13 protein-coding genes are annotated in these 14860 nt (G+C 39.1%); 7 read left to right on the top strand and 6 right to left on the bottom strand.

Annotation, left to right across the window (positions count from 1 at the left end):
- Nucleotides 1-158: 158 nt before the first annotated feature.
- Both rplT and rpmI read right to left on the bottom strand, forming a co-directional pair.
- Nucleotides 159-503, bottom strand: coding sequence for a 50S ribosomal protein L20 (rplT, locus tag AC07XN_RS18380; RefSeq protein ID WP_184136617.1), 345 nt, complete (start codon nucleotides 501-503; stop codon nucleotides 159-161).
- Between the two features lie 119 nt (nucleotides 504-622).
- Nucleotides 623-817 (bottom strand): 50S ribosomal protein L35, encoded by a 195-nt coding sequence (gene rpmI / locus AC07XN_RS18375; protein ID WP_109744687.1) that lies wholly within the window; start codon nucleotides 815-817, stop codon nucleotides 623-625.
- A gap of 175 nt (nucleotides 818-992) precedes the next feature.
- Between rpmI and AC07XN_RS18370 the strand changes: the two genes are divergently transcribed.
- Both AC07XN_RS18370 and thrS read left to right on the top strand, forming a co-directional pair.
- Nucleotides 993-2165, top strand: coding sequence for a tetratricopeptide repeat protein (locus AC07XN_RS18370; RefSeq protein ID WP_494744103.1), 1173 nt, complete (start codon nucleotides 993-995; stop codon nucleotides 2163-2165).
- A gap of 168 nt (nucleotides 2166-2333) precedes the next feature.
- A complete protein-coding gene (thrS, locus tag AC07XN_RS18365) occupies nucleotides 2334-4280 on the top strand; it encodes a threonine--tRNA ligase (RefSeq protein ID WP_309922698.1) in 1947 nt (648 codons plus the stop codon).
- A gap of 10 nt (nucleotides 4281-4290) precedes the next feature.
- On the opposite strand, the gene AC07XN_RS18360 is transcribed toward thrS, so the two are convergent.
- On the bottom strand, nucleotides 4291-4434 hold the full coding sequence (locus AC07XN_RS18360) for a hypothetical protein (protein ID WP_309922702.1): 144 nt from the start codon (nucleotides 4432-4434) through the stop codon (nucleotides 4291-4293).
- A 24-nt stretch (nucleotides 4435-4458) separates the two neighbouring features.
- On the opposite strand from AC07XN_RS18360, the gene infC reads away from it, so the two are divergent.
- From infC to AC07XN_RS18335, 5 genes are all read left to right on the top strand, one after another.
- Nucleotides 4459-5019: a translation initiation factor IF-3 gene (gene infC / locus AC07XN_RS18355; RefSeq protein WP_309922705.1), complete on the top strand. Its 561-nt coding sequence runs from the start codon at nucleotides 4459-4461 to the stop codon at nucleotides 5017-5019.
- 159 nt (nucleotides 5020-5178) lie between these two features.
- Complete coding sequence (locus AC07XN_RS18350) at nucleotides 5179-5550, top strand: hypothetical protein (RefSeq protein WP_494744102.1); 372 nt, start codon at nucleotides 5179-5181, stop codon at nucleotides 5548-5550.
- A gap of 166 nt (nucleotides 5551-5716) precedes the next feature.
- Nucleotides 5717-6970, top strand: coding sequence for a TolC family protein (locus AC07XN_RS18345; RefSeq protein WP_309922711.1), 1254 nt, complete (start codon nucleotides 5717-5719; stop codon nucleotides 6968-6970).
- A gap of 37 nt (nucleotides 6971-7007) precedes the next feature.
- Nucleotides 7008-8102: an efflux RND transporter periplasmic adaptor subunit gene (locus tag AC07XN_RS18340; protein ID WP_309922717.1), complete on the top strand. Its 1095-nt coding sequence runs from the start codon at nucleotides 7008-7010 to the stop codon at nucleotides 8100-8102.
- A gap of 12 nt (nucleotides 8103-8114) precedes the next feature.
- On the top strand, nucleotides 8115-11192 hold the full coding sequence (locus tag AC07XN_RS18335; protein ID WP_494744101.1) for an efflux RND transporter permease subunit: 3078 nt from the start codon (nucleotides 8115-8117) through the stop codon (nucleotides 11190-11192).
- Between the two features lie 216 nt (nucleotides 11193-11408).
- Here the strand turns inward: AC07XN_RS18335 and AC07XN_RS18330 are convergent, their stop codons facing one another.
- The 3 genes from AC07XN_RS18330 to AC07XN_RS18320 all read right to left on the bottom strand — a co-directional run bounded on the left by AC07XN_RS18330 (nucleotide 11409) and on the right by AC07XN_RS18320 (nucleotide 14595).
- The gene (locus AC07XN_RS18330) at nucleotides 11409-12305 is read right to left on the bottom strand and encodes an RsmD family RNA methyltransferase (protein WP_494744100.1); all 897 of its coding nucleotides are present in this window, start codon (nucleotides 12303-12305) and stop codon (nucleotides 11409-11411) included.
- A 253-nt stretch (nucleotides 12306-12558) separates the two neighbouring features.
- Nucleotides 12559-14160 carry a hypothetical protein gene (locus AC07XN_RS18325; protein WP_309922727.1) on the bottom strand — a complete coding sequence of 534 codons (1602 nt, stop codon included), beginning with the start codon at nucleotides 14158-14160 and terminating at the stop codon, nucleotides 12559-12561.
- A 27-nt stretch (nucleotides 14161-14187) separates the two neighbouring features.
- Nucleotides 14188-14595 (bottom strand): EVE domain-containing protein, encoded by a 408-nt coding sequence (locus tag AC07XN_RS18320; protein ID WP_309922730.1) that lies wholly within the window; start codon nucleotides 14593-14595, stop codon nucleotides 14188-14190.
- Between the last annotated feature and the right edge of the window lie 265 nt (nucleotides 14596-14860).

Below are 14860 nucleotides of genomic sequence, written 5' to 3'. Positions count from 1 at the left end.
CACAAAAGCTAATTTCGGAATTTAATCTATTGCAACATGATTTTTATCAAACAAACATACGAGACAAGAAAAGTAAGGTCTTAATAAGAGGAAAAAACGTCTAATATAAAATAGACTATATAAAAAAAAGAGCGATTCAGTGAATCGCTCTAATCTTTCTATTTTACTTTCGCTACTACCGCTTTGAACGCCTCTGGGTGGTTCATTGCTAAGTCAGCTAATACTTTTCTGTTTAACTCGATACCTTGTTTGTTTAATTTACCCATCAAAGCTGAGTAAGATAAACCTTCTTGACGTGCAGCAGCATTAATACGCTGAATCCATAAAGCACGGAAATCTCTTTTCTTAACCTTACGGTCACGGTAAGCATATTGAAGACCTTTTTCAATTTTGTTCTTCGCTACCGTCCAAACGTTTTTACCTCTTCCGTAAAAACCTTTAGCTAATTTGAGCACTTTTTTACGTCTTGCTCTCGACGCTACGTGATTGACGCTACGTGGCATAATCTTGGTTGTTTTTTGAAAAATGGCGGTTAATGATTAACACTTATTGAGCCAATTTTCTGGTTGAACAATAACTAAATTTTAATGTGTTTCAATGGATAATCCTAAAGAAACGAGTATTACATTACTAACATCAACGTTACTCTGTCCATATCAGCTGAACTTACTAATGTATCGTGAACTAAGTTACGCTTACGTTTAGTAGATTTTTTTGTAAGAATGTGGCTATGAAAAGCGTGCTTACGCTTGATTTTGCCTGTTCCTGTAACCTTAAAGCGTTTTTTCGCTCCAGATTTGGTTTTAATTTTTGGCATTTTATTAAACGTTTTAAATGAAAAATATAAATTTTGTAAAATAGGTTGCAAAGATACGAAAAAATATGATAGACAATACCTTGAATTCAAATAAAATGCCTTGTCTGCCTATTTTATTTGAAAGATTTTTGGTTTCAAGGTATCATTTCAGCCCCTAAGTTTGTAATTTTGAGTAATGAAAAAAAATCGGAACATATCTCTCTATCTTCTATTAATAGTGTGTTTGGTAAGTGCCTGTATTTCTGAATCTAAAAAAGGAATCAATATTCCTGCGGTGCCAGAGGTAACAGAAAAAGCACGCAGAGACGCAGCCATCGCTTTCTTGACGGATGCCATTGATGCATCGCCCAATAGTTCAGAAAACTATTACAAACGTTCGTTATTATATTTAGAAAACGAGAAAATAACGGAGGCACTCGAGGACGTTAATACTGCTATCAGTATCAAACCCAACGTCGGTACTTATTTTCAAGCGAAGGCCTTAATATTACGGGCTTCAAACCAACCCAAACTAGCCCTTGAGGCGGCCTCAAAGGCTGAAGTACTCAATGCCGAGTCGCCAGAGCTGTACACCCTCTTGGGGGATTTGTACCAGCAACTCAATATGTATGACAAAGCCAAAGCGTACCTGAGAAAGGCACTTCAAATTTCGCCCAACAACGGTGAAACCTATTTTGTGCAAGGCGAAATATCGGCTAAAATGGCGGATACTGCCACAGCCTTGGGTTATTATCAGCAAACGTTGAGCTTAAAACCTAGCTTTTTGCCTGTTTATTTAAAGCTCGCCCAGATTCATACCAACCTCCGCGAGTATGATGTAGCCTTGCTATATGCCAACAAGGGACTGAGTTATCATCCTAAAAACGGCAATCTGTATTTGCAAAAAGGCAATACCTACCAAAAATCATGGAAACTAGATAGCGCTATTTTGTGTTTTAATAGAGCCATCCAATTGGATAGTTCGTTGGTAGAAGCCAGTTTCAACACGGGGCTGATTTATTTCAAGTCGCGGGCGTATCGCTTGGCACTGCCTTTTTTTGAACGCACCTTTAGGCACAATCCGCAATATCCAGAAGCCAAATTCTTTGTGGCACAGTGTTTGGAATATACGGGCAACTTTGAATTGGCTGAGACTTATTATAGCGAACTATTGGCGGCTAATAGTCAGGATTACAGGGCATTGAATGGCGTATATCGTACTCAACACAAACAAAAATATGGGGCTTATTCAGCGGGTGTAGATGCAAAATTTGATACTGCGTCGTATCAAAACTTTGAAGCTCCTGCCCGAAAAGTGGATACTACTAGTATTCGTCCTTTGAAACCGAAGGGAATTCTGAATAACTAAGCAAACATTACCTTGTATTTTGAATAAAAACAGATACTTTTGCCCCAATATTTTTTAAGATATTACTCAACACAAACAAAACAAGCTTTTTGAGATTCCGTTTTGATAAGAAATGTTATTTGTAGAACATTTTCTTCCAAAACAAGGCTCAAAACAAACAAAATCCTCATGATTAAAATTAAATTACCCGACGGTAATGTCAGAGAGTATGCTCAGGGAACAACTGGGATGGACATTGCCCTCAGCATTTCAGAAGGCCTAGCCAGAAATGTATTAGCGGCTAAAGTAAATGGGAAAGTAGTAGATGCTTCTCTGCCAATCAATGATGACTGCGACTTCCAGTTGCTAACATGGAATGATACTGACGGTAAAGCTACTTTCTGGCACTCTTCAGCCCACTTATTAGCGGAGGCAATCGAGGCATTGCACCCTGGAACAAAATTCGGTATCGGACCAGCCATCGAAACGGGCTTTTATTACGATATCGACATGGGGGATAAAACCCTTAGTGCAGACGAGTTTAAGAAGATTGAGGAGAAAATGTTGGAACTGGCTCGCCAGAAAAACCAATACCAACGTTCGGAGGTTTCGAAGGCGGATGCTATTCAATATTTTACTGAAAAAGGCGACGAATATAAACTTGAACTATTAGAAGGTTTAGAAGACGGTTCTATTACGTTCTATCAGCAAGGAAACTTTACAGATTTGTGCCGTGGGCCACATATACCCAACACTGGTTTTATCAAAGCAGTAAAGCTAATGTCTGTGGCAGGGGCTTATTGGCGTGGAGATACTTCTCGTAAGCAAATGACGCGTGTGTATGCCGTTACTTTCCCAAAACAAAAGGAGTTAGACGAATACCTAACTTTGTTGGAGGAAGCAAAACGCCGTGACCACCGTAAATTAGGAAAAGAATTAGAATTGTTTGCTTTCTCTGAGAAAGTGGGCATGGGCTTGCCGTTGTGGTTGCCAAAAGGCACCATGTTGCGTGAACGCCTTGAGAATTTCTTGCGTAGAGCGCAGGTGCGTGCAGGATATTCTCCTGTGATTACCCCACACATTGGCTCAAAGCAATTGTACGTAACGTCTGGTCACTATGCGAAATATGGTGCAGATTCGTTCCAACCAATCCATACGCCAGATGAGGATGAGGAGTTCTTGTTGAAACCTATGAACTGTCCGCATCACTGCGAAATTTATAAGACTAAGCCTCGTAGTTACAGAGACTTACCTTTGCGTTTGGCAGAATTCGGAACGGTATATCGCTACGAGCAATCGGGTGAATTGCACGGCTTGACACGTGTACGTGGCTTTACACAGGATGATGCCCATATTTTCTGTCGCCCCGACCAAGTGGAGGACGAATTTATGAAAGTAATTGATTTGGTATTGTATGTGTTCAAGGCCTTAGGCTTTGATAATTACTCTGCTCAAATCTCCCTACGTGACCCTGAGAATAAAGAGAAATACATCGGTAAAGACGAAGATTGGGACAAAGCCGAAGCAGCCATAATCAAGTCGGCGGCAGCTAAAGGTTTACCAACCGTTGTGGAACTAGGCGAAGCGGCATTTTATGGCCCTAAGCTAGATTTCATGGTGAGAGATGCCTTGGGACGTAAATGGCAGTTAGGAACTATTCAAGTAGATTACCAGTTGCCACAGCGTTTTGAATTAGAATACACAGGTTCAGACAACCAAAAACACCGCCCAGTGATGATTCACCGTGCGCCATTTGGTTCGTTAGAACGTTTTGTGGCTATCCTGATTGAAAACACCGCAGGTAATTTCCCACTTTGGTTATCGCCAGAACAATTGGCAGTATTGCCGATTTCAGAGAAATACGAAGACTACGCCAACGAGATTTTCTTGCGTTTACAAGAAAGTGACTTACGTGGATACATCGACCACAGAGACGAAAAAATTGGTCGTAAAATTCGTGATGCAGAAGTAAACAAGCTGCCATTCATGCTGATTGTGGGTGAAAAAGAATCCGAACAAGGGATGGTTTCAGTCCGCAAAAAAGGCGAAGGCGATTTGGGAATGATGCCAATCGACCAGTTTATTAGCATAATGCAGACAGAAATAAATAAAAATGTTGTACGATTTAAAGAATAATAACTAAAAATTAAACTTGCATATTTTTATTTTTTGAATTAGCTTTCGGAAGATTCGCAATTAAAGCGTTAATTTGTAACCTTTTATGCGGATTTTCCGTTAAATTAGCACTAGCAGTTAATTTTTGAGTTCTCAAACCTGCTTTTGATATCATTTTAAAACAAATAATTTAGATAATATGGCGTTACGCCCGAATAACAATTTTAGAAATAATCGTAGAGAAGAAGAGCCTTATAGAATAAACGGTCTCATCAAAGGAGTACAAAATGTACGTTTAGTTGGTGAAAACGTTGAACAAGGCATTATGGACATCAAGCAGGCCATGGCCATCGCTGTTCAACAAGGGCTTGATTTGGTAGAAATCTCTCCAAAAGCCGATCCTCCAGTTTGTCGTGTTACCGATTACGCCAAGTTCAAATACGAACAAAAGAAAAAACAAAAAGAAATTAAAGCAAACGCTGCTAAGACGGTATTAAAAGAGATTCGTTTCTCGCCTAATACCGATGACCACGACTTTAATTTTAAATTAAAGCATGCTATTAACTTCTTGAAAGAAGGTGCTAAAGTGAAAGCTTATGTACACTTCGTCGGACGTTCTATTGTATTCAAAGAAAGAGGCGAAATCTTGTTACTAAACTTTGCAAAAGGTTTAGAAGAAGTAGGCAAAGCAGACGAACTACCACGTTTGGAAGGAAAAAGAATGTCAATTATGTTTTCTCCGAAAGAAAAGAAAAAATAATATTGAAGCAATTGAGCGATTTAGTGAATGGTGATTTAGTGATTAATAGTTTTTATGGTCAATAAATAGCTTCATTAGCAAGAAATTACACATTTTAATGCTGTAATTCAATTTTGGTCTCTTATTTGCTCTACTTAATTGTAGCATTGCTTACATCTTGTGAAATTCAGATTAATCAAATATCTAATTCCCTTTATTTTCCTAACTTTAGGAATAAAGGGAATTTTGTGTGCTGAGGGGTACAAACAAATTGACAATTCAAAAGTCACCAAATTCAAAATCCCTACTAGAAGTACACATTCAGATTCGCCTGATGTCGTTGATGATTTTGTAGCGACCAGTCATATTAATTCTGAAGAATCAGATGATTCGGAGGATGACGACTATTATGCGTTGTGGTTTCCTAGAACTAGCAAAGATGACCACCACGTTTATATTAACCATAGCAGTGTAAGCTATGTCTACACCAGCAAAATAACTTTTAGTTACCTCCAGAAAATCTACCTCAAAATCAGGGTACTCCGCCTTTGATTTATCCCATTACTTCTGTATAAAGTTCAACAATCAGCATACAAACAGCAAACAAAACGCTTGTATAAAATGTTGGTATTGATACCTTTGTGTCAAGAAATGTTCCTATTTCTTGTCCCACATCATATTGCTTAATTATTTAATTCTCATAATAAACTTCAATAAAATGAAACGTTTATGCTTATTCCTGCTGTGTTTGGTGTATTATAACTCCTTTTCACAGGATTCTTTAAGACTCACCTTAGCAGATGCAGAAGCCATTTTTCTAAAAAACAACGCCCTGCTGTTAGCCCAAAAGTTTAATATTGAGGCCTCAAAAGCTCAAATTATTCAAGCCAAACTCTGGGACAACCCAACCTTTTCGGGAGAACAGCAACTATATAATCAACAAACCAAAGTGCCTGTTCCGCTAGGAAGCCAAGGACAAAGGGCTTTCCAGATTCAACAACTGTTTTTACTAGCAGGCAAACGTAATAAACAAATTGAGTTGGCAAAAATTAATGCCGAAGCAAGCGAATACAATTATTACGATTTGCTGAGGACGTTGGCCGTTGACCTCCGCACAAACTTTTATGACATCTTCTTTATCGCAAAGTCTGTGGCGATGTATGACGAAGAGATGCTGACCTTCCAGAAATTAGTAGGTGCTTACGACGAACAATATGCCAAAGGCAATATTCCGCTAAAAGAGGTAATCAGGCTAAAAGCATTTTTATTGACCCTGAAAAAAGAGCAAAACGAGTTGCGTCAGCAACTTATTGAGAAACAGGCTATATTAAGAACATTGCTCAATACGCGTGACGCCGCTTTTATATCACCTATCATCAACGAGAAAACGCTGGATAGCTTGGGTATCAATAATTTAAAGCTAGACCAACTGACAGCCACGGCTTTTGAGAATCGATATGATTTAAAAATGCAGGACGCTTCGATGAGATACGAAAAAGAAAACCTCCTTTTACAAAAGGCCTTGGCTACGCCCGACCTTAGACTAGGGTATTCTTATGACCGCAACGGTAGCTATATTCCAAATTATCACGCCCTGACTTTACAAATAGATTTACCCGTGTTTAATAAAAACCAAGGGAACATCAAAAGCTCGGAGTCGAGAATAGAGGCAGCCAGAAAGACTTTTGAACAAGGACAAACTAGCCTACAAAATGACGTGCTGCGTGCGTATTTGAAAGTGCAAGAGAACAACCGTTTAGAACAAAGTATCGACAGCAAATTCATTAGCAGTTTCGATACGCTGATTGAGGGAGTAGTAGCGAGCTATCAGAAAAGGAATATTTCGTTGATTGAATTTGTGGATTTTGTAGAATCTTACAAAAATTCAGTTGTTGAACTTAACTCCTTAAAAAGCGATAGGATGCGTTCGGTAGAAGAACTCAATTTTGTTGTCGGAAAAAAAGTACTTTAGAAACCACTATTTTTTGCTAAAAAAATTCAAGAAGAAAATGAAAACTAATAACATTATTGCAGGCTTAATGATAGTTGCCACGTGCATGGCTTGCCAATCAAAGAAAGAAGAAGCAAACAAGGAAAGCTCTGAGGAATTTGAGCTATCAGACAAAGTTCGTAAGGAATTAGTCTTGGCTCCTGCGGTGCTTGAAAATATATCAAGTGAATTACAATTGACGGGGAAACTAGCGCCCTTTGAAGAAAAACAAGTAAAGGTATCGCCTTTGGTAGATGGTGTCATCGAAAAAATATCTGTTACCCTCGGCGACTACGTGAAGAAAGGGCAAACAATGGCGATTATCCATAGTTCGGAAGTAGCTGATGTGGAAAACCAGATTGTTGGGGCAAAATCAGATTTCTTGACGGCACAAAAGAATCTACAGGTGCAACAAGACTTGTATAAGTCGGGATTGGCTTCGGAAAAAGACATCATCATTGCTCAAAATGATTTGTTGAAAGCCGAAGGAACACTAAGAAGAGCCAACGAGATTTCGGGTATTTATGGTGTAAAGAACTCGTTCTATACCGTAAAAGCGCCTATTGATGGTTATATCGTGGATGTAAACAGAAACATTTCTGAAAAAATGGCGTATCGCGAAGGCGACATCGGCCCGTTCTTTTCAGTAGCCGACCTTTCGACAGTACAGGTAATTGCCAACGTGTATGAGTCGGACGTTGCGAAAATCAAGGACGGATACAAGGCGTCAATCAGACTGGTAGCGTATCCTGACAGAGTATTTGAAGGAAAAGTAGATAAAATCAATAACGTACTAGACCCACAAACTAGGACGATGCAAGTACGCATCAATCTGGCGAACCCACAGAAATTGTTGAAGCCAGAAATGTTTGCGAAAGTAACCATTAGTTATGCCGATAATCAGAAAATAGTATCGATTCCGTCTGAATCAATCATTTTTGACAAAGACAGAAATTTTGTAATTGTTTATAAAAACTCAAAAGAGGTAGAAGCACGTAGGGTACAAGTAGCCAAAGTATTAGGCAACAAGACTTTTGTATTCAACGGATTGAAAGAAGGAGAAAGAGTAATTATAAAAAATCAATTAATGATCTATAACGCCTTAAATAACTAAGGATACGATACCATGAAAACATTATTGGCTTTATCGCTTAAATTCAAATTTGCCGTGTTTTTTTTCACGGCTGTCATTGTGGTTGGGGGTATTTTTAGTTTTTTGAATACACCCATTGATGCCTTTCCTGATGTTACCAATACCCAAGTAACGATTATTACGCAATGGCCGGGACGAAGTGCGGAAGAAATAGAAAAGTTTGTAACTGCCCCGCTTGAGATTTCGATGAATGGGGTACAGAAAAAAACCACAGTAAGGTCTACTACCCTCTTTGGTTTATCAGTGGTTGTGGTGATGTTTGATGATGGTGTAGATAACAATTTTGCCCGTATTCAAATCAACAACGCCTTGCAGGGACTAAGTTTGCCCGACGACGTTGAACCAGAAATTCAACCACCTTATGGCCCAACGGGTGAGATTTTTAGGTACACGCTTGATTCAAAGTCGCTGAGTGCCAGAAAATTAAAGGAAATTCAAGATTGGGTAGTTGATAGAAATTTAAGGTCTGTGCCGGGTGTGGCGGATATTGTGAGCTTTGGTGGTGAGGTAAAAACGTATGAAATCAGCGTAAACCCAAACCTTTTACAGGCGTATAACATCACACCGTTGGATGTATTTCAAGCGGTACAAAAAAGTAATATCAACGTTGGAGGGGATGTAATCACGAAAAATAATCAGGCTTATGTAGTGCGTGGGATAGGTTTGTTAGCCAACATCTCAGACATTGAAAATATCTTGGTTGAAAACATCGACGGTGTACCTGTATATGTAAAAACAGTGGCTACCGTCAGCGAATCGGCTTTACCGAAACTTGGGCAAGTAGGCAGAGGCAACAACAACGATGCCGTTGAGGGTATCGTGGTGATGCGTAAAGGCGAAGACCCTTCGGCTGTAATCAAGAGCTTGAACGATAAAGTAGAAGAATTGAACACCAAAATTCTTCCTGTTGATGTTAATATCAAGACGTTTTATAACCGCCAAACCTTGTTGGATTTTTGTATCGAAACGGTTTCGCATAACCTTTTAGAAGGTATTGTGTTGGTTACCTTGATGGTATTGATATTCTTAGCTGACTGGCGTGCGTCTTTGATTGTGGCGATGATTATTCCGCTGGCGTTGCTTTTTGCTTTTACCTGTTTGAAGTTGATGGGTATGTCGGTAAACTTGCTTTCATTGGGAGCTGTCGATTTTGGGATTATCATTGATGGTACGGTGGTTGTCGTCGAAGGATTGATTGTAGTACTTTCCCACAAAGCACACGAAGTGGGCATGGAGCGTTTTAATAAACTAGCCAAACTTTCTTTGATAAAACGCACAGGTACTTCTATGGGTAAGGCCATCTTTACCTCAAAAGTAATCATCTTAGTAGCTCTTTTGCCGATTTTCGCTTTCCAGAAAGTAGAAGGTAAAATGTTTACTCCTTTGGCTTGGACGCTAGGGGCGGCCTTGTTGGGAGCATTGATATTTACATTGACCCTTGTGCCAGTGATGGTGAGTATTTTGATGGATAAGAACGTCAAAGAAAAATCAAATTTCTTTGTAGATGGTGTCTTGAAATATTCGATGATGTTGTTCAATTATTGCTTCTCGCACAAAAGAGGTACGTTTATCACTACTGCCATCATCACTGTTGTTGGGTTATGGACATTGACGATACATGGTACGGAATTCCTTCCGCAACTCAACGAAGGTTCTATTTATGTAAGGGCGACGATGCCTCGGAGTATTAGTTTGAACGAGTCGGTGCGGTATGCTAATGATATGCGAAAAGTATTTGAAAGTTTTCCAGAGGTGCGTCAGGTAATGTCACAAGCTGGGCGACCGAACGATGGTACTGACCCTACGGGTTTTTATAACGTAGAATTTCACGTTGATATCTATCCTCAAAAAGAATGGAAGAGCCATCTGACGAAAGCACAGTTGATTGAGCAAATGCAAAAGAAACTGGATGTATTTCAAGGGGTAAGTCTTGGTTTCTCGCAACCGATTATGGATAACGTTGAGGAGGCCGTATCGGGGGTGAAAGGTTCAATTGCGGTGAAAATTTACGGACAAGACTTTGAGTTTCTGGAGAAACAAGCGGAGAAAGTAAATGATGTACTGAAGAAGATTAAAGGTATTGAAGATTTGGGTATCATCAAAAACTTAGGACAGCCAGAGTTACGCATTGAGCTTGACCAACAAAAAATGGACTTATACGGCGTACAGGCGGCAGATGCTGAAGCCGTAGTGTCAATGGCGATTGGTGGGCAAACGGCTAGTCAGTTGTTTGAAGGAGAACGTAAGTTTGATATTCGTATCCGTTTCCAATCAGAATACCGTAAGTCGGAAGCCGAAATTGGAGATTTGATGGTTCCGACGATGAACGGCACGAAAATTCCTATCAAGGAAATCGCCGTGATTCGTACCTTGACAGGACCAAGTTTGATTTTCAGAGAAGACACCAAGCGTTTTATTGCGGTGAAATTCTCGGTACGTGGTCGTGATATGGGTAGTACCATTGAAGAAGCCCAAACAGAGGTAAACAAAGTAATTCATGCATTGCCGAAGGGTTATGAGATGAAATGGAAGGGTGATTTTGAAAACCAACAAAGAGCATCTAAACGTTTGGCACAAGTAGTGCCGATTTCGATGATTACTATTTTCTTTATCCTTTACCTTATGTTCGGAAGTTTGAAAGATGCAGGGTTGGTATTTACCAATGTGCCTTTTGCCATTATTGGGGGGTCATTGGCATTACTAGTAACGGGGACAAACTTTAGTATTTCGGCAGGTATTGGTTTTATTGCTTTGTTCGGGATTTGTATTCAGAATGGGGTAATTATGATTGAAGTATTCAAAGATAATCTCCATCGAAAGCTATCCTTACATGAGTCTGTTTTGCAGGGAGTTCAATCAAGGGTACGTCCTGTAATGATGACCGCCTTGATGGGTATTTTCGGGATGTTGCCAGCGGCCGTTTCGTCAGGCATTGGTTCGGAATCACAAAAACCATTGGCAATTGTTGTAATCGGAGGGTTGGTTGGTGCAACAGTACTGACATTGTTCATTTTCCCACTGTTTTACGAAAGAGTCTATCGTAATAAATAACAGGGCTTGTATAATCATTGGTGGTTAGTTGTTTGTACAAAATTATTTTTTCATAAATTATTGTTTTTTCTGCAAATTAAATTTTGAAAAACGATAATAATGTAACTACTTTTGTACCAAACAATTAACCACTAATAATTTATACATACCCATGAAAAAAGTGTACTATTTCGTGCTTTTTTTAGTATTCCTAAAAGCTATTGAAGTGTTGGCTCATTAAACACTCGCAAATCTGTAAAATACTCCAAGAGGTAGTTTCTTTTTGAAGTCATCTAGTAAATAAAGTTCTCCGAACTCATGATTTTGAGTTTGGCTGAATGAACATTTTACTAAATTTTCAACGATTAGCGAAGAGAAGCCCATTGAGTACATATTCAAGATTAAGAAATAATTTTCTTTGTCTAGGATTTGTGCTACCGTTTTGAGTAATTCATTTATTTGCTCTTCCAGAATCCATTTTTCACCATCGGGGCCACGGCCATACGCTGGGGGATCTAGTATTATCCCTTGGTAAACGTTGCCACGCTTGGCTTCGCGTTTTACAAACTTCAAAGCGTCTTCTACTACCCAACGAATATTTTCAAGATTACTCGCTTCCATGTTCTCTCTCGACCATGAAATTACCTGTTTGATAGAATCAACGTGGGTGATATCCGCACCTGCCTGTTTGGCAGCAATAGATGCTCCGCCTGTATAAGCGAACAAGTTTAGTACTTTAGGGGTCTTGACAGGAAGTTTTTTTACTTTATCAACGATAAATTCCCAATTGGACGCTTGTTCTGGAAAAATACCGACGTGTTTGAAGGACGAAAGGGCTAATTTAAAATTCAAATCCAAGGTATTGGTTTTGTAAGGCATAAACCAACGTTCTTCTACGCCTTTTTTTACAATCCACTCTCCTTTTTCCTGTGAACCCTTATCTTTTTTAAAAGTGGCGTGGGCACTCCTCTCCCATTCTGAATCAGGCATAGACTTATCCCAAGCGGCTTGTGGCTCTGGTCGACGCAGGATATACTTCCCAAATTTCTCTAATTTCTCGAAACCACCAGAATCAATCAGCTGATATTCTTTCCAGTTTTGGGGCGTTTCAAGTTTAATAATCTCTTGTTGCATAAATTGTGCTGTCTATGGAATCTATATTGATTTTGTCATCAACAAAAAAAGCGGTATCCCAAATAAGAATGTCGCTAGATATTATTTTGTAAAACCTCATCCCCCAGCCCCTTCTCCTTCAGAGAAGGGGAGCAGACCTTAGTGCTTAAAGCTCCCCTCTCTGAAGGAGAGGGGTTGGGGGTGAGGTTAATAATGTCTAGCGGACTCTTATTTTGAAATACCGCTGCAAGTTAATCAAAAGCCTTTATTTGAACTAAAATGAAATCTTATTCATATAAAATACATTTCTTCGTCCGCCTTCGCTATCATTCGTAATACGCTGATAACCAGAAGCAATGAAGTAATTTTTATACCAATAGTCGATAGCATCAGAAGTTGTTTGTTTTACCTTATCTCCTTCTATTTGCGTACCTATTTTCGAGCTTTGCGTATCTTCAAGAATGGTATCACCTTTGATGATTTTAGTGAAAATTTGCCCTTTATTGCTGTACGAAAGCGTAATTTCATCTCCTTTTATCGAAGCTTTTACTTTCTCGCTCAGTTTTTGTTCTTTCACATCTTTCATTTCGATGCTGTTATCCCATAGCAAATTGCCTTTTTCATCAAATGCCGCTACGATAGCATGGGTATAAATCCAGCCATCAAACGTCTGCTGATTGCCGTAGTATCTGTTTCCCCATCCCCACGGACTATAATACGAGCTAAAAGGTGAATACAAACCATAATAGCCATACCCCCAACGGTAAGGGTTATAAAACGAACTATAAGGACTACCGATGCCATTATACATTCCGAAAGGATTGTAATTGTTATAACGGTAATCTGCATAAAACGCCTCCGCTACCATAATGTATTTATCGTCCTGCTTGATGATGTCATGTACCAACAAACGATAGTCTAACCGTAAATCTTCTCCTTTATTTTTCTTATCCTGAATCTTTTTCTCTTGCTTTTCCTTTTGGCGTTCGCCCATGAAATTAAAGAAGTTTTTAAATTCAGTAAAGCTATGGAATTTCAAATCGGTGATTTCATTGTCAGTCAACTTTGAGAAATAAATACCCTGTGAAGTAGGCCCACGCGACGACCCTATCGAGCTTTTATGCCCATACGTTCCGAACATTACCTCTGTTGAATCAGAGAGAAGGTTTAGCTTGCCGTTCATCATGGCAAATTCGTTATCTGGGTTCATCACCACTTGTGAGATTTGCTTGCCATCTTCATCAAACGATTTTACGACCAACTGATAATTTTTTCCACGCGTACCCACTGCGTACGTTACATTGACGATAGCCGTGCTAGTGTCCAATTCCATCGATTGTATCTCTGCCTGACTTTTCAAGGCACTTGGCAATACCTTTGTTTTGCGTTCGTCCAGATTGGTGAATAAAATGACAGGTTGATTATTGACCATCCCTGCGATAAAAACTGAAGAGTTTATAGCTTGAAAATCTGACACTTCCATTCTATCTACAGACATTATCTGATACTTTTCGATAAAGCCTGGTCCTATGTTTACTTTTATGACCTCGTACACATTACTTCTATAGCGGCTAAAAAGTAAGTACAGGCTTTTGCCGTCATAGCTATGCTTTACATAATCTAAGTTTCCATCAATTGTTCCATTGATAGACCATACCTGATCTAGGTTGGTGTCGAACCTAGAAAGCACAAAATTAGTTTTATTCACCTGAGATAGTACCAAAACCCCTTGTTCGTTGATGGGAATGGTAAAAAGCTCAGAATTGTTTGATGGTAGCGGAATTTCAACTCTTTTTAAGCTCTGAGCCTGTGCGAATTGAATAGTGGTAATCATCAATACAAAAAAAGCAATACTTTTAAAAAAGACGGTTTTCATATTTTTAAATTAATTAATTGAGCTTGTTTACTCATGAGCAAGTCCAAGAATAATATCAAATTCTTCGGGCTTAATATGTGTAACTGAAAGCCTTGATTGTTTGATTAGTGATAAATCCTTGAGTCGTTCATCAGATTTCATTTGTTTTAATGTAACTGTTTTAGGCAGTTTTTCAACAGGGACAAGGTCAACTACCACCCAGTTCTTATCTTCGGTCGTAGGGTCTTGATAAGCTTCTTTTACTACTTTGGCAATACCCACTACTTCCATTCCTTCATTTGAATGATAGAAAAGCACGAGGTCGTTTACTTGCATCGCTCTTAAATTATTGCGTGCTTGAAAATTTCGGACGCCATCCCACATCCCTGTGCCTTGTTTAACGAAATCATCCCAAGAATATTTGAAAGGTTCTGATTTTACGAGCCAATAATTCATAATTGTATGGTATTTTTTTTGTTTTTTGTATTGATTGAAATTGTGGTATAAACCCCTTCATTCCTAGCGAGGGACTTAAGTCCCTCGCTAGGAATGAGCTAGGTTACTAAGTGCTTGTTTTGTTCTCTTTAACCCCGTGTTCTGTGTGCCACAGACCATGGGTTAGAAAAAATCATTTTCTATTAGCGGGTGACTTAAGTCCTACTGATTACCCACAAGTATATAAATAACTAATAATCAATATCTTATCTCTAGCGAGGGACTT

The sequence above is a fragment of the Arcicella sp. GW458-12-2-14-TSB2 genome (assembly GCF_059423785.1).
This window is presented reverse-complemented; position numbering and strand designations above follow the sequence as displayed.